The 25,294-nt window shown below is 40.8% G+C and carries 15 protein-coding genes; 12 read left to right on the top strand and 3 right to left on the bottom strand.

From position 1 onward, the window contains the following. Nucleotides 1-5: 5 nt before the first annotated feature. Genes AC6JAD_RS06840 through AC6JAD_RS06830 form a run of 3 tightly spaced genes read right to left on the bottom strand, consistent with a single transcriptional unit; the run spans nucleotide 6 to nucleotide 2,299 of the window. A complete protein-coding gene (locus AC6JAD_RS06840) occupies nucleotides 6-1,406 on the bottom strand; it encodes a GspE/PulE family protein (RefSeq protein ID WP_461304546.1) in 1,401 nt (466 codons plus the stop codon). Beyond that, nucleotides 1,407-1,901 carry a hypothetical protein gene (locus AC6JAD_RS06835; RefSeq protein ID WP_461304545.1) on the bottom strand — a complete coding sequence of 165 codons (495 nt, stop codon included), beginning with the start codon at nucleotides 1,899-1,901 and terminating at the stop codon, nucleotides 1,407-1,409. Then, nucleotides 1,898-2,299, bottom strand: a complete 402-nt coding sequence (locus AC6JAD_RS06830) for a prepilin-type N-terminal cleavage/methylation domain-containing protein (protein WP_461304544.1) — start codon at nucleotides 2,297-2,299, stop codon at nucleotides 1,898-1,900. Before AC6JAD_RS06830 ends, AC6JAD_RS06835 begins: the two co-directional genes overlap by 4 nt. Before the next feature lie 431 nt (nucleotides 2,300-2,730). Here AC6JAD_RS06830 and AC6JAD_RS06825 point away from each other — a divergent pair, with 431 nt between their 5' ends. The 12 genes from AC6JAD_RS06825 to AC6JAD_RS06770 all read left to right on the top strand — a co-directional run bounded on the left by AC6JAD_RS06825 (nucleotide 2,731) and on the right by AC6JAD_RS06770 (nucleotide 25,264). Then, nucleotides 2,731-3,267, top strand: coding sequence for an OmpH/Skp family outer membrane protein (locus tag AC6JAD_RS06825; RefSeq protein ID WP_461304543.1), 537 nt, complete (start codon nucleotides 2,731-2,733; stop codon nucleotides 3,265-3,267). Further along, nucleotides 3,268-3,885: a hypothetical protein gene (locus AC6JAD_RS06820; RefSeq protein WP_461304542.1), complete on the top strand. Its 618-nt coding sequence runs from the start codon at nucleotides 3,268-3,270 to the stop codon at nucleotides 3,883-3,885. A gap of 33 nt (nucleotides 3,886-3,918) precedes the next feature. Then, nucleotides 3,919-12,495, top strand: coding sequence for a YadA C-terminal domain-containing protein (locus AC6JAD_RS06815; RefSeq protein WP_461304612.1), 8,577 nt, complete (start codon nucleotides 3,919-3,921; stop codon nucleotides 12,493-12,495). Between the two features lie 31 nt (nucleotides 12,496-12,526). After that, entirely contained in the window at nucleotides 12,527-16,909 is a 4,383-nt protein-coding gene (locus tag AC6JAD_RS06810) for an RHS repeat domain-containing protein (RefSeq protein ID WP_461304541.1), read from the top strand. 627 nt (nucleotides 16,910-17,536) lie between these two features. Further along, nucleotides 17,537-18,220, top strand: a complete 684-nt coding sequence (locus tag AC6JAD_RS06805; protein ID WP_461304540.1) for a hypothetical protein — start codon at nucleotides 17,537-17,539, stop codon at nucleotides 18,218-18,220. Then, the gene (locus AC6JAD_RS06800; protein ID WP_461304539.1) at nucleotides 18,220-19,152 is read left to right on the top strand and encodes a hypothetical protein; all 933 of its coding nucleotides are present in this window, start codon (nucleotides 18,220-18,222) and stop codon (nucleotides 19,150-19,152) included. Before AC6JAD_RS06805 ends, AC6JAD_RS06800 begins: the two co-directional genes overlap by 1 nt. Nucleotides 19,153-19,159: 7 nt before the next feature. Then, nucleotides 19,160-19,624 carry a hypothetical protein gene (locus tag AC6JAD_RS06795; protein WP_461304538.1) on the top strand — a complete coding sequence of 155 codons (465 nt, stop codon included), beginning with the start codon at nucleotides 19,160-19,162 and terminating at the stop codon, nucleotides 19,622-19,624. Next, nucleotides 19,621-20,874, top strand: coding sequence for a hypothetical protein (locus tag AC6JAD_RS06790; RefSeq protein ID WP_461304537.1), 1,254 nt, complete (start codon nucleotides 19,621-19,623; stop codon nucleotides 20,872-20,874). Before AC6JAD_RS06795 ends, AC6JAD_RS06790 begins: the two co-directional genes overlap by 4 nt. Then, on the top strand, nucleotides 20,862-21,188 hold the full coding sequence (locus AC6JAD_RS06785; protein ID WP_461304536.1) for a hypothetical protein: 327 nt from the start codon (nucleotides 20,862-20,864) through the stop codon (nucleotides 21,186-21,188). Before AC6JAD_RS06790 ends, AC6JAD_RS06785 begins: the two co-directional genes overlap by 13 nt. Beyond that, complete coding sequence (locus AC6JAD_RS06780; RefSeq protein WP_461304535.1) at nucleotides 21,172-21,648, top strand: PulJ/GspJ family protein; 477 nt, start codon at nucleotides 21,172-21,174, stop codon at nucleotides 21,646-21,648. The genes AC6JAD_RS06785 and AC6JAD_RS06780 overlap by 17 nt, the downstream gene beginning before the upstream one ends. After that, nucleotides 21,638-22,768, top strand: a complete 1,131-nt coding sequence (locus AC6JAD_RS06775) for a type II secretion system F family protein (RefSeq protein WP_461304534.1) — start codon at nucleotides 21,638-21,640, stop codon at nucleotides 22,766-22,768. Before AC6JAD_RS06780 ends, AC6JAD_RS06775 begins: the two co-directional genes overlap by 11 nt. A gap of 96 nt (nucleotides 22,769-22,864) precedes the next feature. Continuing rightward, complete coding sequence (locus tag AC6JAD_RS06770; protein WP_461304533.1) at nucleotides 22,865-25,264, top strand: heavy metal translocating P-type ATPase; 2,400 nt, start codon at nucleotides 22,865-22,867, stop codon at nucleotides 25,262-25,264. Nucleotides 25,265-25,294: the final 30 nt, after the last annotated feature.

The following is a 25,294-nucleotide window of genomic DNA, read 5'->3' as shown; positions in this document are numbered from 1 at the left end:
TGTTCTTAATTCGCTAATAAAGAGTATACCTCATCTATAGACGTCTCACCCGAAAGAATGAGTTGCAACGCATTACTCTTTAGCGTATTCAAATTATTTGCTGCAAGATATTCTTCAATTTGCAGCTCATTGTGTTTTATTGCTGTTTCCAATTCTGATGTAATTGGAATAATTTCATATATCGCCTTTCTACCATCGTACCCCGTAAAAAAGCAATGATTGCACCCAACGGGCACATGATGTTTTTCTATTTGATCCTTATCGGTGAAATTCTCAGGAAAAAGATCTGGTGTCGCCGTTGCTTCTTTTTTGCATTGCGTACAAAGTTTGCGCACCAATCGCTGAGCTACACTCAGGTTCAGTGTACTTGAAAGCAAATAAGGAGGCACCCCCATATCGATAAGCCTGGAAATAGTAGCCCAAGCGGAATTGGTATGAATTGTAGATAATACCAAGTGCCCCGTAAGGGCAGCTTTAATTGCCATATTAGCGGTCTTATCATCCCGTATTTCCCCAACCATAATAATGTCTGGGTCTTGTCGAAGGAAGGTGCGCAAGGCCGAAGGAAAATCGAATCCAATATCTTCTTTTAACTGTACCTGATTAATCCCTGCCAGTGTATATTCGATCGGGTCCTCAATGGTCAATATGTTGGTCTCTTCTTTATTTAAAAGGCGCAGTGTGCCATAAAGTGTAGTCGTTTTGCCGGATCCCGTGGGTCCTGAAATTAACACAATTCCATTCGGCATTTTCACTCCTTCCAAATATAGTTTTAGTTCACGCTCGTTAAACCCAAGTGTCTTTAACTCTACCGTTTCGGCATTACGTTTTAGAATACGTAACACAATTTTTTCACCATGTAGCGTGGGCATGGTAGAGACCCTAATATCGAAATCTTCGGATGCTCCCTTAACCGTAATCCTTCCGTCCTGAGAAAGACGTTTCTGCGAAATATCCAATCCAGCTTGTATCTTAATCTGATTTATGAGCTGCGGATATTCCAGCAACGGAATTTGGTATTGTTCCTTCAGTTTTCCATCTAGCCTAAAACGAACCCTGCATACATTTTCATAGGGTTCCAGGTGAATATCACTACTATTGAAATCCTTAGCCGTTTGAAGCAACTGTTCAAGGAAGTTGTTTTTGGAAAGTTCTTCACTTACTTCGGTGGTCTGTCGGTAATTATAGGTAAGATAGGACTGTATGTTGTCCGTAGTTTCTGAAACCAGTTCTGAATTGAAATTAAGTATTATGGATAATTCAGAAGAAAGCGCCCCTAAGTCAGATGCATCTGTTTTGAGCACCACCACATCATCCCTTTGTGCTACGGGAACGATTCGATAGTGAAATGCCTGATTGGAACTCACTAGCTGTTTTAAGGATGTCGGGATCTCGAAAGCCTTCATTTACATTAAATACATTACATCATACAATTTTGCCCAATGGGCAAAGTAAACCATCATTAAAAATAAAGACATCCAACCTGCGAGGGGAATTGTTGAATGCGTAAGTGATTTCCATTTCGAAAGCAACCAGTGTATTACCAATGCAAACACCATGGAGAACACAAAAAAATTAATAAAACTCACTGTCGGAAAAGAAACAGCGAACCCTATAAAAAAAAGCATATCCCCTAAACCCAATGCCTCCTTTAAAAGGTTCTTTTTCAAGACCCAACGGGCCCAAATAAATAAGACCGAAAGCAATGTGCCAATGATCAATAAATTGATTCCTAAGGCATATAGGTATGAGGTACTATCCGAATTCAAATAAAACAGGGTTGTTCCTAATACAGCAAACAAAGGAAACAGAAAAAACCACACTTGTCTTTCCTTTAGGTCTTGATAAAAGATGAGTGATAGCACAGCCGCCAAAAGTATTTTAACGAATGTTGCAATCAATCTTTTGTGATTTCCTTTGGGTTGCCATTTTCATCAATCTCCCAAACATTAAAAACCCCATCGCCGTCAAAATCAACGACTGCTTCCGCTCTAGCCTTAAATGCTGTGGTGGAAGCTTCAATAAGCTCATATCTATAGTTGGCCGTTCCTCCTTCATTCACCGTTTTTGGTGCTTCATAGTCGATATTGTTGAAATCGGCCGAAAATTTTGAATTAATAAATCGATGTTGTGTCTGTAAGTTGGCAATATGTTTTAATTGAATTTTCGCCTCTTGCCCTTTCGCTTTCGCAATAAGGGGCATGAACTGAGGCAGGGCAATAAGCAATAAAATCCCAATAATGGCCAGAACCATCAACATTTCATTAAGAGTGAATGCCTGTATCTTCTTCACTTTCATAACTTCGGTTTTCAAAATAAAAATAACATTTTAATTCTTCAGGTCAGCTCACATAGCTCAAAATCTTGTTCAACATTTTCTCCATTTATGCAATTGTCTGGTTTTTAAGTTTTTACACAATCAGGGCCTGTCGTTTTTCATGAAAACAGACCCCTATTGGAAAGAATTTCAAGATCACAGACCATGTCTATTCAATGTGATGCTAATTTAGTTGTGTTCTTTTTAACCTCGTCATGTACTCCTTCCCAACATGACCCTTTCAGACCCTAATCTTATTCTGAAAGCACGAATTTAAAAGAATCACTAACGCTTTTACAATTTATCTAACCTGTTATACAATTGGGCTTTTGTAACCCAAAAAAGGAGGGGATTTTTGAAACGCACATTTAGTAAAACTTAGTATACAACCACATTGAAAAAAGAAAATGATCATGAAAAAATTAGCATTACCATTAGCCCTTATTGCACTTATTATTAGTGTTATTTCCCTATTCGATTTCACATCCGATTCAGAATTGGTCTACGTAGACGTAAACAAATTGATGGAAGGATATGAAAGAACCGCCGTGGAGCGATCCCTGTTCGAGGAAAAATCGCAAAAAATGAAGGCCAACGTAGATAGTTTGATCGGGAACTGGCAGGAAGAATTGAAGACCTATGAAAAAGAAAGGTCCTCCATGTCCAGAAAAGAAATAGAATTAAAACAGGAACTGTTAGCTAACAAACAACAGCAGATAGGCAACTACCAGCAGGCCATCCAAAAACAGATACAGGATGAAGACCAGAAGGCTACCCAAACCGTGGTGAACGACATCAACGATTATGTAAAGGAATATGGGGAAAAGAAGGGATATAAAATCATTTTTGGGGCCAGCGGTGCAGGTAACATCATGTACGCAGATACCATGACAGATCTTACAGAAGAGGTTTTGGTAGGCCTGAACGAAGAATACAAAGGCACGGAATAGATGAAATACTTTTTCAACATAGTAGGCCTAGTTTTGGTTGTTTTGGCAAGCGCTTGTTCTCAAACTTCTTTTGAGGACAAGCCTTCGCTTTTAGCATATATAAAAAACCCAGAGAACGGATACACCCAAACCAAAGAGGTAAACGGGGTAGAGATTGCACTCACCTATCGCCCCACAGATTTGTTGGTGGCACAAGAACTGAGAGGGGAAGCATCTAAAACTACTATAGAATCAATACGAAAAAAGTACAGTAAGCACCTCTACTTCAATTTGAGTATTTCTAAGAACGGAAAAGAGATCCTCAGCAGTGTTCCAAATGATCGAAGCGAATTCGGCGCAATGGTTAACAAACTCTCCTTCGGAATGGGGCGTAGTGTCCATCTTTTTACAGATAAAAAGGACACCATTCCCATGACAGATTACATATACCCAAGGATGTATGGAATGGGGAAATCCACTTCCATGCTACTGGTTTATCCCCGTGAGAAAGAGCTTATGGATAGTAACTTTTTCAAAGTTTCATTAAAAGATATCGGGCTCTCTACTGGGGAGATCAATTTCAAATTCGATACCGAAAAAATCCATAGTGAACCCTTGCTATCCCAAACGAAATTATAAAAGAAGAATAAGAACCCACATAAATACTGTTTTATGAAAATGCCATTAAATCATCGCAGAATACTAGTAGCCCTCTCGGCGTTTTTAGTATTCACAGTTTTTATTTCTAACCAGTCCTATGCACAAGGAACGGGGCCCACCTCTCCAGAAGCTTCTGGATTTGAGCCAGTGGACGCCACAGACATGGTAAACCTCTCGACGGGAGATTTATCCTATGTGTTACCATTAATGTCTGTAGATGGGTTCCCCGTGAATTTGTCCTACCACGCTGGGATCACACCAGATTTAGATGCCTCCTGGGTTGGATTAGGGTGGTACCTAAATCCAGGTGCAATCAATAGGTCTGTTACCAATACGCCCGATGATTGGAAAAGTGGTGTGGGCATAAATTTTACCTCCTATCAAGATACGGATGTATTTTATGGAGTAAGTATCGATGTAGGGTTTCTGGAGTCTGCCACTGTTGGTGTGGGAATGAATTGGGGAGGTAATAGAGGTTTATCTGGCTCGGTAAGCGCTTCTTTTGGAACACCTTTTCATAAATCCGTTGGAGGTGCTAGTATAGGTATTTCGGCCGACACAAATGGAAATGTTACCGCTACGGGCGGTGTAGGTGTTTCTATTGGAAGTTTCGGGGCAGGAGCTTCGGCATCCTACTCTTTGAATAAAGGAAAATTTACCGGTATAGGTGTAGGAGCTGGGATTAAAACTGGAGAAAATACCTTTGCTGGCGTAGGAGCTTCTTGGGATTTCAATGGTGGAATGTCTATTGGGGGATCTGTAGGGAAGAATTTTGAAAACAAGAATTCAGGTTCTGGTAGTGTTGGTCTGGGATCCGCTAGTTTTTCCTCTGGGGATTTTAGTGTTGAACAACAATCGTTTGGGTTGTCCATACCAATTCCTATCGGCCCTATTACACTTACCCTTGGATTCAATAGACAAAAAGTGACATATTCCCTGCGCAAAGGATTTTCCACACAAGAATGGGGAACCCTATATGCCAATGATTTCAGTTCCATGACAAGTGGAAGTTCGCAGGCTGGAAGCCTAGACGGCTTTAATGATTATCTGAAAAGAACCAAAAGTTTCGATCTATATTCCGTAAGAATCCCACAACCAGAACAAGAATTTATTGGAGACTATTCCAGTGAAATTGAGAACATCAACTTCACATTCGCAGGATACGATAATTATTCAGTGGCTGCTCAAGGAATTAGCGGAAGTATTAAACCAAGGCTCTTTCAAAATATTCCGCTATTTGGAAAAGGAGAAAGAACAGCGAACCAGCAGGGAGAGGATATTCATGTATTCTGGCATACTGGAGACAACCCTGGAAATCAAAGAGCCCTTGGGAATGACTTTCATTTCTATTTTGAAAATCAATTTACAAGTGATGAGGCAATTATTGCACCCAATGGCACAGGAGGTAGTGGTAATAGTTTAAATGACTTCTTGGATAATTATGGTAATGTGTCGACTGGGTTTTCGGAAGATGGTATTTCACATAGCAGGAGAGCTAAGACCCCATCATATGTAGAGGTATATACCAATCAGCAAATCGCTGTAGGTACAGCTCAATCTGCAGGGTTAGTGACTCCAGCAAATGTTCCTGATCATCTTAGAAGCAATAATGCTCATTTCGATCCTGATGGAATTGGAGCGTATAAAATAACTTCTGGAGACGGAAAAACATATCACTTTTCATTACCTGTCTATCATTTCGAGCAGGTACAACGCAATCTAATCGAACATAAAGAAATTCCATTGGGAGCCACTGTGAATTCAAAAGAAAAAAGACAGTATAGCAAATTTGCGACCCACTGGCTACTTACTGCAGTTACAGGTTCCGATTATTTCGATGTCAATGGAAACAATAAGGTAGATGAGGGAGATTATGGGTACTGGGTAGAATTGGAATATGGGAAATGGACCGATGGAATGACTTGGCGTACTCCTTATGAAAGCGATATTTACAATTATAGCACTAACATTCTTGATGAAATTGAAGAAAAAGATAAAGGATATTACCAATTTGGACGTAAACAATTGTACTATCTGGACAAGATTAAAACAAAGAACCAAACTGCAGTATTTGTTAAAAGTTTGAGATATGATGCAGTTGGTAAAGACCTAGATTTCAACTTCTCCTATACGTCTACAATTTGCACCTCTTTCCCTTGGATTTGCGACGATAACAATGAAAGTGATTTTTATGATTCCAATGGAAACCTAAACACCACGGGGAACAACACGGGGATGAACTTTACCAGCAATATCCCGGTTAGGGAACGCTACGTAAATTATAAAAAGGAATACAGTTTAAAATTGGACAAAATTGTTTTGCTTAAAACAGATGTTGCCAATCAATTAACTAAAGATACGAATGACTATTTAGGAGATGGTCTTACCGATGGAGGATATACCCCCAACTCAACCCACGCTCCAAACTGGGAGTCCCCACTTTTTGAGCAAGAATATGGAACCAGTTATTCTTATTCCATGCACAATGAAGCTCAAGTATTCGACATTAATGATGTTTCACAAGAATTTATCGAGGATAATGCCCTAAAAGTAGTCGAGATGCAGCATGATTATGTGCTTGCCAAAAAATCTCCTTCTTCACCTGGAATTCATCCTGCCAATCCTTCATGGAAAAAAGCAAAATTAACCCTGATGGGTGTAGAAATTAAAGGAAGGGGCGGAGCAACTTATATGCCAGCCTATAGGTTCGATTACTACCTGGATCAGATGCCGAATATTGATCTTCAGTCAATACCAGACTCAAGCCCCATAGCCTATGAAAAAGCAAAACGTCAGCTTATTGATAACTGGGGTTTTATGAAGGGATCCTATGCGGGCAAGAATAAGGCAATGGCTTGGAGTTTAAAAAACATTACGACCCCAACTGGGGCTAAAATTGATATTGAATATGAAGAGGATGATTATTGGATAGAGGCCTTTTCCAGAAGAGTTTTCCAAAACCGGCTAAAATTTAGATTGTTCCACAGTTTCTTGCCCAATTGCTATGAAACAGGAACGGTTCGCGTTAAAATTGAAAAAGATGATAACGATACTAGAGATATCGATTTTACAAAATATTTTGATCCTTCCGAAACAGCCTATTTCGATTTTAGAGCAATTGCTTATCGCAATCCCCCGGGAAGAGATATCGATTGGGGAGATTTAACAATAGACCCTCAGCAGGCCACAGTGATTTCGGTGAGTCCTTCTCACGTAATGTTAGAATGTACAGGACACGTAAACTGTCACGATTCGGATAATTCCGATAATAGAGGGCGCTTATTGCAAATCACTCCATTTTCAAGGGCACGATCTTATGGAACAGGATGGCCTTACAAAGATGTAGCTAGAAATCACTTCCCTCCACCATATGTTGGGAATAGGGATGAATACTATGCTGTACAATGTAAGTTACTTGCAAATACAGTTCCTGAAGATGAAGTAGGTGGTGGATTGCGGATTGCTAAACTAACCACTACCGATGCCACCAATGGTCATGAATACCAAGTGACATACGATTATGAATTCCCACAAGAACACGAGCGTGCGGGAAGATCCTCAGGAGTTACCTCATTTGCACCTATCGATGGTATAAAATTCGTGCCATACCAGTCAGAGCTTCCGCCTCCTGGAGTGATGTACGAGTATGTGACCATGACAGAACGCACGGCCGAGGGAGATTTCGATGCGCAAACACGATATCATCACAATGTGTTGCATCCTTTAACCGATATTTTTGATCCCAACCTCTCCATGCCTGCAACTGGATCTGGCACTCCCGCCCCTGGGGAAGATGATATTTTTTGGGCTAATGTAACCGAAGACTCTGGTGGTTTGGATGGAGAAGGCAGTAAAAATGTTGAAGCAAAGAAGATAGAACTGGGAGTTAACACAGCACTTATCGGACAACTTAAATCTATTGAAGCACTGAACTCAGAAGGACACATTCTCTTCCGGACCGAGAACGAATACATCAATGGAAGAAACTTAGATACACAAGAACCCAATAAAGGAGTTGTAACCGAAAGCTTCACTTCCATGAAGTCCATTTTTAGAACGGATAGTGACGGAAACTATGAAGAAACAAAAAAGCGACTCTTAAGTATATCTTCGAAAACAGAGTATAACAACATGCTCAAGAAAACAATCACATATTCAGAAAATAAGGATAGTTACATAGAGTATGATGATGTGGATCCATGGTTAGGTAGTTTCCGAACCAGTATTTCGACCCTAGCAGATGGAACTCGAAAAAGGGACATACGGATACCGGCCTATGAAAAATATATGGGTGTAGGTCAAATGGGGCCTAAAACTTTGAATACCTCCAACAAAAACATGCTGAACCAAGAAGCCATGATGCTTAGTCAAGTGGAATTTGGTTCAGGACCCAACGACTGGAAAACAATAAATGCTTCCATTAGTACCTGGAATGATGACTGGACCTACAGGGATGCCTATGGGGCAGAATCTACAGGAAATCCGACATGGAGAAAGCACAGTTCTTTTATTTGGAAAGAAAATGTGGATGGAGACGGAGCCTACTTAACCACTGTGGATAATACGAATGATTATTTCAATTGGTCCACAGGTGAGCCGACAGTAGATTATTGGCAAAAAACAACGGAAGTCACGAGGTATGATAGATTCTCGCAACCTTTAGAGTTGCAGGATATTAACGGAAATTTCCTAGCCTCTAGAATGTCTGCAGACAATACAAAAACATTGGTTGCAGGAAATGCGGCATTAACAGAGATGTACGCTTCCAGTGCAGAAAGACCCTTATCTGGGAATTCCTTTGAAGGTGAAGTATTAGGAGCAAATTATCGTTCGAATGATATTGCACATGCTGGATTCTATTCCGTAAAGAACAATAGCACTTCCAACAAAGTGTTCGAAGTAAATTACCAAGGGGATCTCAAAGACCTGAGACCAGGAAAATATAAAGTCTCTTTTTGGGCTGCCGTAAAAGAAGGCTATGAAGAAAGCCATGCGTACTTTAATGGCACAAAATTAACCCCACAGGAAACCGTACAGGCTGCCTGTTGGGAATTACGTAACTATTACTTTACTTACGATGGCACTAGCGGATTCCATGTATATGTGCAAAACGACACCTATGTGGATCAATATTTTGATGATTTCAGAGTACATCCAATAAGCAGCTCTGTCGTCGCATATATTTATGATGATAATAATGACGATTTGTTATTCATGTTAGATGCCAACAACTTATCCTCGGCATTTAGATACGACAAAGTTGGTCGTTTGATTAAAACCTATGTAGAGACTCCAAAACAAACAGATTTTATTGGCGGTTATAATGTTGTTAGTAAAAACCGTTACATGTATCGTTATTCTGGAGCTTCAGTAGATATTTATACGGACCAGATTAACTGGGATGAATGCCTAGAAGAGCCCTTAATAGACCCCAATGATTGTCCGCAAATTGGAGATCCAACGGAACCCGACACAGACAATGATGGCTTGCCAGATGTCTGCGATGACGACATCGATAATGATGGAATACTTAACATAGATGACAACTGTGTCTATATCGTGAATCCAACACAGGAAGACCTCGATGGTGATGGAATTGGAGATGCTTGTGATGATGATATTGATGGAGATGGCATCTTAAACATAAATGACAATTGTGTATATACTCCAAACACGGATCAACTAGATTCCGATAATGATGGTGTGGGAGATGTGTGCGATGACACCCCATTTGGTGATATAGATGGAGATGGAATTCCAGATCCTGATGACAATTGTCCATATACACCAAACCCCGATCAAACCAATTCTGATGGGGATACTTTTGGGGATGTGTGTGATAATTGTCCTGAAACTACCAATGAAGACCAGGCAGATGATGATGAAGATAATATAGGGAATGTATGCGACAACTGTCCTCAAAACTTCAATCCACAACAAGAAGATGCCGACAATGATACTGTGGGTGATGTGTGCGATAATTGTCCAAATAGTTGTAATCCGAATCAGACGGATACAGACGGAGACGGAATTGGAGATGCCTGTGACAATTGCTTAACCGTAAACAATCCTAATCAAATTGATTTAGATTGCGATGGGATAGGCGACGCCTGTGATGCAATTATTGATACAGATACCGATGGGGACGGTATTCTAAATTGTGTTGATAATTGTCCAGAAAACCCAGACCCAAATTGTACAGATCCTGGTTGTGGGATGGTAGATACTGATGGAGATGGCATAAATGATATTTGCGATCCTTGTCCAAATAATCCTGACCCTTTTTGTGATAGTCCGTGTGATATTGAATGCGGCCCCGATGATAGCGATGGAGACGGTATTAATGATTTGTGTGATCCATGTCCTTTCGATCCAAATCCAGATTGCGGCACCGGCTGTGGTACCATAGACACTGATGGAGATGGTGTTTATGATTTATGTGATAATTGTCCAACCATCCAGAATCCGGACCAGACAGATACAGATGGAGATGGTATTGGAGATGCCTGTGAAGGTGGCTGTGGCTACGACGATGACGGTGATGGTTTCGGAAATGCCTGTGACAATTGCCCATTTACATACAATCCAAACCAATTTGATGGTGACAATGATGGATATGGTGACGTATGCGACAATTGCCCCCAGCATCCTAATCCAGATCAATTGGATACTGACGGGGACGGTTTAGGAGATGCTTGCGACCCAGATTGTCAATCAGGTAGCGATAGTGATCGAGATGGTCATTTCGATGAATGCGATAATTGTCCAACAGTCCCAAATCCAGATCAAACAGATACAGACGGAGATCTAGTGGGCGATGCCTGTGATAATTGTTTGAGCGTTCCAAATCCCGACCAAGCTGATAGTGATGGAGATGGAATTGGAGATGTTTGTGACGATCAAGCCTGTGGCACTTCCTTTTTGAACAGTAAGAATACAGGAACCCTTGTTCAAGGTAGTACCATGAGTGCAGATGGAACCGTATTGTATTTGAGCAATCACAATGCAAACCTTACACAGTATTCCATGTCCACACCATTCGATGTTTCAACGGCCACCTCAATCGCTTCAAATGCAGCTCTGGGACAAGGCGAAGGAATCCATGTGACCACAAATGGGCTGCACATTGTTCATGCCTTTGGGGACATTGAAGGGGAAATAAGGATGTACTCCATGAGCACTGCTCACGATCTATCCACACTTACCTTTGTGAGTTCTGTAAACCTTGGCTTTACCGTAAGGGATGTACACATCACCAACGATGGTTTAAATCTATACGTGACCAAAGATCAATCTGTACGTCACTATACCCTGTCCAGCCCATGGAATGTAGCTTCTGCAACTTTAAATGATGAGCTGAACATGTCCATAACATTATACAGTCTCACTTTTTCACAGGACATGACAACCCTGATGGGGCTTAAAACCGTTGGCGCCTCGATCAAGGAATATAAGTTGACCTCCGCTGGGGATTTAAGCACAGCAACCTTTGCAAAAACAGTTGATATTTCTCCTATTGTGCAAACAGGTAACTTCTCTAAAATTCAATTATCTGAAAACGGAGACAAGTTGTTATGGAGCGCCTATAATACAGATACTCCCTTACATGATGTGGCCATACTAGAACTGGATAAAGCCAATACGCTTGGTGATCCATGTCCTCTCAATGTTTGTTTGAACATGGACAATATTCCTAGTGTCAATGTACAAGGGGTCTATTCTGTAAGGCAGTGGTTTTGCTGGGATAAGGCGGTGCTTTTAGTGACAAGGGCAAGTGATGATGTAGATAAGTGGGTTTTCTTTGCTCCTGGCGAAAATGAAATCACGCTTAATAGTGTGACCAGCGATAATTCGATCACCCTTGTCAATCCTGGAACCCTAGGTTCCTTTATAGGTAGTGGCACTGGAAGGGTAAAAGCATGGGTAGCTCAAGAGCCCAGCTTGAACTTAGATCCAAATCTAGTGGCGAACCAATACGGGGATGGTACTAGAAGACCTTATCTCATTTCCAATGGCACGTTAGTACAGAGAAACGGAAAACCTGCATTGCAGTTCTTAACCAATGAATTCCTAATAGATAATGCAGCAAGTTATAGTGCTTTTGCTCAAGGAAATACATCGACCCTAGTCTCTGTATCCACGAATGAGCGGCCAGATGATTTTGGAGTAATCTTCGTGAACAGAAAATTTGGTGTGGGAGCTACCAATCAATATCGATTAGACAATGACAGAAGGACGGCGAGAACAAATTCTCACATTCGAGCAGATGGTGTAGTAGAAAGAACACAATATCCTGCACAATTGAATAACCAGGATCAAAAACTACAAATTGCGATTAAGAAGCCAGGAACCTTGAAAGCATGGGTAAATAACGAATTGCCAGATACCCAAGCTTGGTTAGGATCCCATGAAAATGGTGGTTTTATGATTGGAGCAAGAGGCAAAGGGTTTAATAACTTCATGAATCCATTATATGGAACCATACAGGAAATCATCATTTTAGACGGTGATGCTGAAAACGACATCGAACTATTAAAAAGCAAGGTGAACGATTATTTCGGAATCTATTCCAATTCAATTTCAAAATAACATCCTAGGTATAATATAAATAGTAAACACTATGAAAACAGTATTCAAAACTTTCTATACAAGCCTACTTCTGATAATCTTTTCAGTAATTTCATTGAATGCCCAATCCTTTGATTTGGATGATGCACCGAACCTGTGGGGGCCCCACAATCAAATAGCAAGCACTGGGTTCAATTTAAAAGGTGTTACTATAGAAAAAGGCAAAAACTATTTCAATACCTTAGGCAAGGCCAACCAAGGGTTAAGTTGGGATGTTTTAACTGGTAAAATTTGGGTCAATCAATTATTGTACGATCGTCATGGCCGACCTGCATTGCAAACACTAAATGCACCAATTAGCGGAGGTTTAGTTATGGATCCCAATTTTATATTAAATAGCAGCAATAATTCTTACACAACTAACGATTTTGATATCGGAGGTACTGTAAATAACCCGAGCCCTGTTGGCAGTAGTTCACCTCTACAAATTTTCTACAGCCCAGCCAACACAGATAATTTATATCAGGATATTACAAGCTACCCATTCATAAGAGCAGTATATAGTAAGCTAAACTCTGGATCCGGACAAAAGATTTTGGGTGGAAACAAAATAAATGGCGAATGGGTGCAGGCTTATTCTTTTAGCATGGACTCTGGCAGCGAGTTAAGTGCCCCAAATGCATTTGGAAACAGTTTTAATAATAATACGCGTGTTACCAAAAATATTTCACGTGACGTAAATAGTACAGAAGTAGTAGAATTTAAAGATGGGGATGGTAATGTTATTGCCACTGCAAAAAGTGGCAACACTTTGGAAATCGTACCTTTCACTAATGAGGTGTATATTGGGGCACAAGGATATGTCGATATACATATTCCTGAAGGAATAACAGATTTCACTATCTACAACCCTAGCAGCGCATCTAGTGGAACATTAAGAGTTTATGATCTAGTTACCGATTCTTTTCTCCAAAATGTAACGGAGACCTCTGCCACCCTCAGCACTGGAAATGGTTTCTACCGTATCGCAGTTTCAACTCCACTTAATTATGGAAAAAATGCCCCAAATACAATTAAGATTGAACATGAGGTAAATTACTATGATTACAGCCTTGCCAGCTATGATCAGATGCATCGGATGATCAAAAGAACACAACCTTTATCTAAAAATCTAGTGTCTACTTATGAGTTTAATAGCATAGGTGAAGTTTTATCAACTCAAAACCCAGATAAAGGGTTTTCTCAATTTCTCTATCGTAAAGATGGACAAATTCGATATTCTGAGAATGCTTCGAACTCCAGAAGGGTCCATTACACGAACTACGATGAACTGGGTCGGTCAATAGAAAGTGGCGTGTTCACCTGGACTGGTGCATTTTTGGCTTTGGATCCAGATGGCCCAAATATTTCAGGATTAGATACGGAATATGAAACCCATACGCTTTACGATGTGCCCGACCTGGGGACGGGGTTCGACATCCCTACCTGCCCTTTCCCTTTTGCAGAGTACAAACAAACTTTTGTCGCAGGGAACGTGTCCAAGACCTATAGTCGTAATCCAAATACCTCCACGACTTGGTTTAGTTACGATGTACAAGGGCGTGTAACCTGGGTAGTTCAAAAAATTGATGGAATGGATTGCTATAAAACGATCGACTATATCTATGACCCAGCCACAGGACAAGTAATAGAAGTGGACTTCCAAAGACATGAACCCAACGAAAGGTTTATACATAAATATGAATACAACAATGCCGGGCAACTGGTCACCGTACATACCTCCCGGACTGGGATGGACTCCGATTGGACCGAACAGGCAAGGTATACCTATGGCGAAACAGGAGAACTCATCCGTACGGTCCTTGCCGAGGACCTTCAGGGAATTGACAATGTCTATAACCTGAACGGACAACTCAAGGCCATCAACAGCCCAACATTGGATCCCTTCAAGGACCCAGGGGGCGACGGAAAACCCGGTAGCACGGTAGCGGCAGATGTCTTCGGATTTGCCATCGATTATTATAATGGGGACTATACCCGTACAGGAACTCCCACTCCAATTTCCACTGAGAACACACATGGTACCGACCAGTACAACGGGAACATAAAGGGAGTAAGGTTCAATACCAGTACCTCCAGCTCCTCCTTTGGCGGGTTCGACTCCTATATGTACCAGTATAACAAGAACAACTGGCTCCAAGGAGCCACCTTTGGGGCCGGCTCCATTAGTACAAGCGGTGATGGGTATCAGGTGAATTTCGTTCCCAATGCCAACAATGATTATGAAATATCGGGGATCAACTACGATGCCAACGGGAACATCCTTAGTCTTAAAAGAAATGGGTATACTGGAAAAGGCAGCAACAACATGGACGACTTTCAGTACCTCTACGACGGCAACCAGCTACAGAACGTGCTGGATACAGGGGACAACACCGACCCCGACCGCTACAACGACCTCAGGGACCAATCTAATAACGGAGCGCCCAACTATACCTATACTGCCATTGGGCAGCTCTACAGTGACATAGAGGGTCGTGCCATCTATGAGTACACCCCTTCAGGTTTGGTGTCAAAAATATCCACCTTTGGGGACAATACAGATCCCAATGCGCAGTTCACGCTCTACTACCAGAACCATCAAGAAGCAGGGAGCGAAGAACTCGATTTCTGGTCCGTTAGCAGTGGCACCAAACAGATCAACGACGACGGTACTTATGGTGGAGCGGGCATACTACCTAGCTGTGCCACCTTGGACAACCTATACGGTAAAAGCATGGAGTTCCATATGCCCGACAATGCCACGGTCACACGAACCTTTGACGTGCTGGATGGGGTACCGCAAACCCTGGACCTAAGCATCATTGTAGACCAGTATAAGGAGCTCGTTGAAATCGGAGAGGCCAATGAAAAGCCAGCAGGCTACGTCATCACACTCTATGACGGACCGGTGGACATTTCCATACCGACCATACTGGAAACTAGGAGCTACAACACCGACCTGCAGTACATAGACGACATAAGCCTGCCCAATACCAGCGAGTGCAGCGGACTATACACCAGACAGGAAAGCTTCTCCTTTACACCTACCAAAAACAAGGTGACCCTGACCCTTAGAAAAGAGACCATAAGCGACCAGTTGCCACTATATATTGACAATATCGAGTTAAGAACAGGTATTTTACCTATTATGGAAATTGTATATAATGACCGGCGTCAACGTACCAAAAAAACTGTTTACAACCCCAACGGGAATACCTACTCCACCTACTACCTGAGGGATTTGGGCGGCAACATAACGGCTGTTTACTCTGCAACAAACACCAATGAACCGGATATAAAAGAAATCCCAGTGTACGGCTCGAACAGAATTGGGGATTACTTATTCAATTCTTTTCAGCCGGATCCCCCCTCGGGGAACCAGGGAACCTACCGGTACCAGATCACTGACCACTTGGGCAATGTGAGAGCCGTGCTCTCAAAAGCTATAGACGGAACGCCGATCATGCTGGCCAAAACTGATTATTACCCTTTCGGGATGCCCATGCCCAGCAGGACCCAGGAGGGAAGTTACCGATACGCCTTCCAGGGACAAGAAAAAGACCCCGAAACGGGGATGGAGGCTTTCCAACTCAGGTTGTGGGATAACAGAATTGGACGGTGGCTATCAATTGACCCTGCCGCTCAATTTCATAGCCCATATCAGGGTATGGGAAATAACCCTATAAATGGTGTTGATCCAGATGGCGCTAAGTTTGTGCCCATCGGAAAAATCGCAAAAACACTTTGGGCATTTTATAAAAGGAGAATCGCACGGACAGAAAGAGGAAAAGAAATAATTGATATGATTGAAAATGATGAGGATTGGATAGTCAAGGTAAAATACAAAGAAAGTGCCTTTGGTTTTATTTATGATAGCGATACAAAAACCCTATATTTAGGGGAAATGGGTAGTGGTTTTACAATGGGAGCTCTTGCGACGGAAGGTCTATATGATGGAAATTGGGCTTTTTACCACTCTGACTGGGTTATAGCCGCCCACGAGGTATGGCATTCCTGGGAACACTACATTACCGATAAAATTAACGGACATGGAACATTCAATAGGAATTTACATTACTATAATACCCGAACTGGGGAAAGATTAATGCGCCCAGAAGTGTTAAAAGCAATAGAAACAAATGCTGTGGCCTTTCAAAATTATATATATTCAGTTTATACCGGTAAAGACAACTATCGCAATTCATACTCTCGTTGGGATAACCTATTTGACAACCCCACTACAGAGTTTTTCAACCCCAAGTTTGAAAGAATAACTGAATTTTATTCAACACACATAAATCGTTCAAACATGGAACAAATGCCAACGACTATTATGAAGATTTTTGACGGATATAGACAGACCTTTGGAAAGGATAAATGCGGATGTAAATAAATGTTTGCCCTTTTACAAAATAACAATAAATATTTCCTTCTTGTACTAGGATTGACTCTAATCATCTTACTTGAGCCAATCCTAATTAACTATTATTTGTCAAACCAAAAATTCATTCTATTAGTTAATCCTGATAGATTAATCAATACAAGTTCCTTAACCAAATTTTCTTATTATTTAATAATTCTTGTTTTTATGGCGCTGGCATTGCTTGAGGCAAAAGGAAGGGATCAAACCAAATTAAGGCTAGTTTTATTATGTGAATTTTTTTTGTGGTTAGTAAAATTTCTTTTAGTTAGGAATCACTATTACATTCAGGATAATTTACCCAATATTTTATCTCCAAATCCCGTTCTGTTTATTTATGATTTTATTTCGTTATTTTATAGATTATTCGTTATTTTTTTATTGGTATATAGTATTACAAAAACCATTAGATTTTTAATCGTAACAGTTATTAGTATTGGAGTCACTCTATTTAAACAATGGGTTTTTTCCAAACCTATTATATACTTAGATTGGCTCTAATAATTAATTGTCTTTCTCGATGCCCGAATTAACATAAATAATTATTTTACCTAATTCTCATTCATATAAGAATCCTATCTTTGAGTATAGATTAGACATATGACGCTTAGAAAACTATTCATTATTGTTGGGGGAGCACTAGTAATGAGTGCCTGCAGTACCATCACCCATAAAACCACAACAGAAACCCAGTACCCCGAATTGGGGACATTGGGAGTTTATAAAAACTATGCCTTGCAGACCGTTGCCAATTCCAAAACCGTGTTGGATTTGGAAACCCCCTTGCGGCTAATGGCAGTACAAAAAAAGGTGTCCAAACGAAAAATCTTTACCAAAAAAGACTCCCTTCCCCATACCAAAAAGGATAGCTCGCTCGTTTCCCTAGAAATACTGGATAAGATCGCCATGGTCGATATACTCAATAAAGACAAGGAATTGGTGCGCTACCTCAAAGGAGGTTCCAGTTTTGGTGTGGTAACCGGAATCACGATACACTTTCCAGAAGCTTTAAGAGGCAGTATTGCCAAGGCAGAAGAATTGTATTTGGTTCAGAACAAGGAAAAAACACTTTCCATCGAAATTCGGAACCAAAACAAAGTGGCCCAAACCATCGAATTCAGTCAAGGGAAGATTGTATCTTACGAAGCCTCGCATTTTTGTTGGGGAACGTCCAACGGCTATAAGGTTCGCATTATGGATTTGGTGGAACAAGGTAGTAGCTGTGGCGAAGATCAGTACAAATCGGCCAAGCGGGCAGAACGTAAAACGGAGATTAGATTTTAATGAAACGGATTTTTTTTTACTTAGTGATAGCAGTAGCATTTTATGCCTGCGATGAAGAGGGTGGATTACTCATAGAAACGGACATTAGTAATCGGACGGTCACGCTTATTGCTCCCTCCAATGATACCGAGATCTCATCCAATACGGTCTTTTTCGATTGGGGAACCGTGAACGATGCCACTTCTTACGAATTTCAGATTGCGACACCCAATTTTGAAAACCCAGCACAATTAGTGGCCAATACGGTAGACTCGCTTACCACGAGTCAAGTAGAATTGAATGTGGGCACTTACGAATGGCGGGTGAAAGCTCTAAACAGTAATTCCGAAACAGCCTATAGTTCGGCTGCCTTTCAGGTAGTTCCCATTGAAAACTTTCCAGATAATACTGTCATCCTTTCCAATCCAACCAATAACTTGGTTACCAATAGCGCAAACCAAACATTGGAATGGCAACTCATAGATGGGGCGACGCTTTATCGAATTCAGATCTTGGAAGATGGTTCGGTCATTGACGAACAGACCACTTCTACCAATCAATTTTCGGCCACTTTTTCTGAAGGCGAAAGTACATGGCAGGTGCGTGCCGAAAATGGTACTGAAAATACCTTATATTCTGCTAGGAATATCCTTGTGGATCTAACAATCCCGAATACCGCTTCCCTAACGGCACCGGTTGATGAAACCATACTTACCTCTGGAGACGTTTCTTTTGAATGGTCCCGCACACCTATCTCGGGAAGTATAGAAATAGATAGTATTTATGTGTATCGGGATGAAATCCTCACCGATTTGGTGTTGAAAGAACAAGTTACATCCCCTTTTAATGCCACCTTGGAAAATGACACCTACTATTGGCAAGTTCAAGCTTTCGACGAAGCAGGAAACCAAGGCACAGGAAGTTCGGTATTTAGTTTTACGGTAAACCAATAGCTCTTTCTTGAAAAGCAAAAAGAACATACGGATTTTACTACCTCTGGTAGTTGTTATTTGGGCCCTTCTTATCTACCGAATGGTAGATGCATTTGCCCCAGATGACAACGCTTTGGCGCAAACTCAAATCGGCTCCTTTAAAGCCCCAGATATAAAACCAAAGGAGCAATTCGCACTGCTAGCAATAGAAAGTGATCCATTTCTAGGGACGGTGTATAAAAAAGAACGTAAAAAAACTACTTCGAACACAACATCCAAGCCAAAAGAAGAAATTGCTTGGCCCAATATTCTGTACCAAGGATTGGTTTCGGATGAAGGTTCTGATGACAAAATCTTTGTATTGACAATTAATGGCCAACAGCAATTAATGCGTGAAGGAGAAAGCCTTGAAAATGTACAAGTAATCCGAGGGAATAAAGAAAAAATCACCCTGCGTTTCGAAGGAAAGACTCAAGAATTTTCAATAATGTGATGTGGTCCAAAAAAATAAAAGCTTCTGCCCTTCAGTTTGCCATATTGGCGTCTGTGATACTGGCGTTGCTTTTAGGTTCCTTTATCACATTAACCCATACCCATCGTTATTTTGGTCTTCAGTCACAATTGTTTATGGATGTGGTAATCCAAAGCCAAATGGGGCTGGAACAATCCCTTTTGCCAAGTACACAAATACAGGACTCCATTTCTTTAGAACTGGGCAATTTCACTACTGTTCTTAAAAAAGGATATTGGGGCGGGTTTGTTACAAGCGCTAGCACGAGCAAAGCCAAGAACAAATCTTTTACAAAAATGGCACTGGTTGGAAGTGTAAATGAAGACCCTAAAACTGCTTTACATGTTGCAGATCCGCAACTTCCCTTGGTAGTTGTAGGCGACACCAAAATTGAAGGAGCAGCCTACATATCGGACAAAGGTATAAAAGCTGGGGTCATTTCAGGACACTATTACAATGGCAAAGAACTGGTTTCTGGGAGCATCAGAAGAAGTAATGGATCCTTACCCGAGCTGGACACTCAATGGCAATCCCAAACTGAACAACTATTGCTTCCCGGACCCATCCCATCAGAGTATATGACGGCCCTTAAAGACCGCAATGTCCAATCTTTTCAAGAACCCTCTTTGATAATATATGATACCAATACCATATACCTTACGCAAGAATGTATAGGTAACGTGATACTTAAAAGTGAAACGGAAATCATTATCTCCCGTTTGGCAAAACTAACCGATGTGGTCCTGGTTGCTCCTAAAATTACTATTGAAAATGGCTTTCAGGGAAATGGTCATTTCATGGCCAGTGAAAAAATAATGGTAGAAGAAAATGTGATTTTAGACTATCCGTCCTCATTGGTGTTATTCAATAAAAAGGAAGAAGAAAGTACTCCAATACCGAAAGGAGAAGAGCCCTTGTATATTTCCAAGAATAGCAATGTACAAGGTAATGTGATTTACCTTCCAAAAGCCTTCGAAAACCATTCTAACACCAATGTATACATCCATGAAGATTCGATAGTAAGAGGAAGCATCTACGTTAAGGGAAACCTCGGTATGGCGGGTACCGTAATAGGAAGTACTTATACCAATAGATTCATCACCAATGAATTTGGCTCGCGCTACATTAATCATATTTACAATGGAAAGTTACTAGGCACTAAAATTCATGATGCCTTTTGTGGATTACCTTTTCAGAACACAAAGAAAGGAGTGGTGAAATGGTTGTACTAAAGAAAATACGGGCTGCCACTATCGTAGAGATTTTAGTGGCTTCTGCCATTATAGTAATTGTATTTACAATTTCGAGTTTAAGCTTGAATAATGTGTTTAAAGGTGTGGTAAAAGGAAATGATGCCGAGTTTCAAAACCGAATGAAAGAACTCACTTACCTTGCCAAGCATCAAAAAATATCCATCCCATTTTATGAGGATACGGAACAATGGGACATAGCTATCGAAAAAACAGGCACAGCAATCATGATGGAAGCTGTTCACAAGGCTTCAGAAAAAGGAACACAAAGGAAAATAGGTGAAACAGATCGCTAAAATACCGGCTTTTACCCTCACCGAAATGATGGTTGGAATGGCACTTTCTACAGTCGTCATAGGCTTGGCATATATGATCATGAGTTTAATGGGACGCAATGTATCTGCCATTCAGGATAATTACAGCACTACCACCCAAATCGATTTGTTGGAACAACAAATGACCGTAGACTTTAACCACTATCACGATATTGCTTATGATCCTATTGAACAAGTTTTAAAATTAAAGACCCCGATAGATTCGATCACTTATACTTTTTTAGATAAAGCAATACTGCGCAAAACCGACACCATACTTTCGCAGGATATGGAACCCACCCTATTTTGGCAAGGAACAGAAGTGGTAATGGGTGCTGTAGATGGCCTGAAATTGGAATGGGGTTCTGAAGAAAAGAAATCCTTTTTGTTTCTTTACCAAGAAATCGATGCCGCACGCTATATGACTGCCAATGGGAATTAAGTTAGAGAACATATCGAGTAAACACCAGGGTAAGTCCAAAGAGGAAAAGGTGAGTTTTATGAATAGGGAAATCAGCCTTTTTGGGAAGGGGATGTCCAATCGTGCCAAGGAGGAATTTTATGCCGAGTTAAGTGTCTTGCTTAATTCTGGCATTAACCTAAAAACGGCATTGGATCTTATTTCAGAAATGCAGCGAAAGCCCAAGGATCAAGGATTGATCATGAGGATTTCCAATGAAATTGTGTCGGGAAGCTCTTTATATGATGCTTTAGAGAAGGATTCCAACTTTTCCGCTTATGAATATCAGGCGATAAAAATTGGGGAACGAACAGGAAAACTTCCAAAAATTGTGGAAGACTTGCGGGAATATTTCAACCGAAAGAATGAGCTCCGAAGGCAATTGGTTTCTTCCTTGTCCTACCCAATCATTGTGTTAATATTGGCGGTTGTCGTGGTGTTTTTTATGCTTCGCTATGTAGTCCCAATGTTTGTTGATATTTTCACGCAGAACAAAGTAGAACTGCCTTGGCTCACTCAACAGATCGTAAAATTATCCAATCTGGTCACTGGGAATGGTTTTGTGATTGTTCTTATAGTGAGTGCCATCGGGATTTTCTTTAAATGGGCCTCCACAACCGATTGGTATTATAGATTGATTGGTAAATTTCAATTGAAAATCCCCGTACTCGGGAATTATTTTCAGAAAGTATACCTTATACAGTTTACCCAGGCAATGGCCTTATTGACTAATGCCAAAATACCAGTAGTGAATGGGATTGCACTAGTTAGGGATATGATTCGATTCTATCCTTTGGAAAAAACACTGTATGCCATTGAAAAGGATATCATTCAAGGTACGAAATTGAATGATAGCTTTGCCAAACATCCCTTCTATGACAAGAAAATGATTGCGTTGTTGAAAGTGGCCGAAGAGACCAACCAGACAGAGTATATTTTTCAAAAGTTATACGATCAGTACTCCACCGAGATTAAGTACAAAGGGCAAATGATGACCACGGTCTTCAACTTTATGCTCACCCTTATTGTAGGGGTTATTGTGGCGGTTATACTTGTGGCCATGTACCTTCCTATGTTCAAGCTTAGTAGCCTAATAGGCTAATCGCTCATGGTATATAAGCTAATGCATGATAAATGTCATGGTTTCTCCTGTTTTTATGATTCAATTTTGTAGCTGGTATAAGCAAATTGGATTACTATGTCTACCTGTTTCCACTGTGGGGATACGTGTACTACAGACACCATAACATGTAAGGATAAGTCGTTCTGTTGTAACGGCTGCAAAACAGTATATGAAATCCTTCATGAGCACGATCTTTCCTATTACTACGATTTAGAACAAAATCCTGGTACTTCGCCATCAAGGATAGAGCACAAATTCGACTTCCTTAAGAACGATCAAATAGCAAAGAAGCTATTGGATTTTGATGAAGATGGGGTTCAGGTAATCGATTTGTATATCCCTTCCATTCACTGTAGCTCCTGCATTTGGGTGCTTGAGCACTTAGGGAAGTTGCATCCTTCCATTAAAAATTCGCAGGTAAATTTCCCGAAGAAAAAAGCGCGTATCACCTTTACCGAAGACAATTTTAATCTTTACCAATTGGTTCGTCTTCTTTCCAATTTGGGATATGAACCCTATATCTCCCTAAATGATACCACAGGGAAAAAGAGAAAGACAGATAGAAGCCTAATCTATAAATTGGGTGTGGCCGGTTTTGCGTTTGGCAACATCATGTTCCTCTCCTTTCCGGAGTATTTTGAGGTAAACGAATTTTGGCTGGAACGCTTTAAACACTTATTCCGATGGCTCATGTTTGCCTTTTCGATCCCTGTTGTATTCTATTCGGCTAGCGATTATTTCGTGTCCGCATACAAAGGATTACGTTCCAAAATACTGAATATAGATGTCCCCATTGCCATTGGGGTTTTCGTCCTCTTTATCCGATCTACCTTTGAAATCGCATTGGACGTAGGTACAGGGTTCTTCGACAGTCTTACTGGGCTGGTCTTTTTCTTACTGCTTGGCAAATATTTTCAACAAAAAACCTATGCCTTTCTCTCCTTCGAAAGGGATTACAAATCGTATTTTCCTGTTGCGGTAACGCGTTTAAAAAATGGAGATGAGGAGCAAACCCCAGTTGGGGAATTACGCCGTGGCGATCGCATTCTCATAAGAAATGAAGAATTAATTCCAGTAGATGGTATCCTAATTAAAGGGAATGCCCTTATAGATTATAGCTTTGTTACCGGTGAAGCTGACCCCGTTTCAAAAGTGTCTGGCGATACGCTGTTCGCTGGAGGAAAACAACAATCCGGCATACTGGAATTGGAAGTGGTTAAGTCTGTAGAGCAAAGTTATTTGACCCAATTATGGTCTAATGATATCTTTCAAAAGAAAAGCACAAGCCGGTTTCAGAGCATTACTGATGATATAAGTAAATACTTCACCCCTGCCATCCTGCTCATTGCCTTTTTGGCCGGGACTTTCTGGTTATTCTATGATAGTACCATGGCGTTAAATGTTTTTACCGCTGTACTTATTGTGGCCTGTCCATGTGCGATAGCTTTGGCGGCCCCCTTTACTTTAGGAAACCTACTTCGGATTTTTGGTAAACACCGCCTTTTTCTAAAAAACAGTCCCATTATTGAGCAAATGGCCCAACTTGATACCCTTGTCTTTGACAAGACAGGCACACTTACCAAAGCTCATAAAAATGTGATCACATATAAAGGGGTTACCTTAACAGAGGAGGAACAAAAACTACTCACTAGCACACTACGGGCCTCCAATCATCCTTTGAGCCGCTCCCTATATGAACTCCTTAAAGAAAATGGAATTGGTACGTTGGATGGATATTCTGAAACCATAGGTCAAGGGATTCAGGGCTCTTTCAAAAATGAGCATATTAAAGCAGGTTCGCATGCTTTTGTCTCAGAAAGCTTAAGTAATCAAGCCATCGCTTTTCAAGATAAGATAAACCGAACCACTGTTCATATAAGTACGAAGGATCAATATAAAGGATACTACACCTTCTACAACGATTACCGGGATGGAATGGAAGCCATGTTTTCCTTACTCACTAAAGAATATAAACTCATTGTATTGTCTGGTGACAACGATAGTGAAAAACGATCGTTGCAATCTTCCCTTCCGCCAGAAACACAGTTATATTTCAATCAAAAGCCTGAGGATAAGCTTGTGTTCATAAAATCGCTTCAGGAAAAGGGAGAAAAGGTCATGATGATTGGAGACGGTCTCAACGATGCTGGGGCTTTAGCCCAGAGTGATGTAGGTATTGCTATATCGGAAAATGTAAATGTATTTTCTCCAGCGTGCGATGGTATTCTGGATGCTCAACAATTCGAGCGATTTCCACAATTTCTCTCGCTTTCAAAAAAGGGGATGCAGGTTATTAAGTATGCCTTTTTGTTCTCCTTTCTATATAATCTAGTTGGTTTAGGGTTCGCATTAACAGGCTATTTAAAACCCGTTGTGGCAGCCATACTCATGCCTCTTAGCTCCATTAGCATAGTGGTATTTACAACGGTATTCACTTATGTGCTTGGTAAAAAACTGAACAATAAGAATCGTTAGGGCAATGGCTGGAATTTCACTTTTTTACTG

Source organism: Aureisphaera sp. (assembly GCF_059726885.1).
The sequence above is the reverse complement of the archived record's forward strand: the minus strand, read 5'-3'. Positions and strand labels throughout refer to the sequence as shown.

What these genes read in the sequence shown, in the direction of transcription:
- AC6JAD_RS06840 (WP_461304546.1), bottom strand. Translation starts at nt 1,406, where the DNA reads ATGAAGGCTTTCGAGATCCCGACATCCTTAAAACAGCTAGTGAGTTCC.
- AC6JAD_RS06830 (WP_461304544.1), bottom strand. Translation starts at nt 2,299, where the DNA reads ATGAAAGTGAAGAAGATACAGGCATTCACTCTTAATGAAATGTTGATG.
- AC6JAD_RS06825 (WP_461304543.1), top strand. Translation starts at nt 2,731, where the DNA reads ATGAAAAAATTAGCATTACCATTAGCCCTTATTGCACTTATTATTAGT.
- AC6JAD_RS06820 (WP_461304542.1), top strand. Translation starts at nt 3,268, where the DNA reads ATGAAATACTTTTTCAACATAGTAGGCCTAGTTTTGGTTGTTTTGGCA.
- AC6JAD_RS06815 (WP_461304612.1), top strand. Translation starts at nt 3,919, where the DNA reads ATGAAAATGCCATTAAATCATCGCAGAATACTAGTAGCCCTCTCGGCG.
- AC6JAD_RS06810 (WP_461304541.1), top strand. Translation starts at nt 12,527, where the DNA reads ATGAAAACAGTATTCAAAACTTTCTATACAAGCCTACTTCTGATAATC.
- AC6JAD_RS06805 (WP_461304540.1), top strand. Translation starts at nt 17,537, where the DNA reads ATGACGCTTAGAAAACTATTCATTATTGTTGGGGGAGCACTAGTAATG.
- AC6JAD_RS06800 (WP_461304539.1), top strand. Translation starts at nt 18,220, where the DNA reads ATGAAACGGATTTTTTTTTACTTAGTGATAGCAGTAGCATTTTATGCC.
- AC6JAD_RS06785 (WP_461304536.1), top strand. Translation starts at nt 20,862, where the DNA reads ATGGTTGTACTAAAGAAAATACGGGCTGCCACTATCGTAGAGATTTTA.
- AC6JAD_RS06775 (WP_461304534.1), top strand. Translation starts at nt 21,638, where the DNA reads ATGGGAATTAAGTTAGAGAACATATCGAGTAAACACCAGGGTAAGTCC.
- AC6JAD_RS06770 (WP_461304533.1), top strand. Translation starts at nt 22,865, where the DNA reads ATGTCTACCTGTTTCCACTGTGGGGATACGTGTACTACAGACACCATA.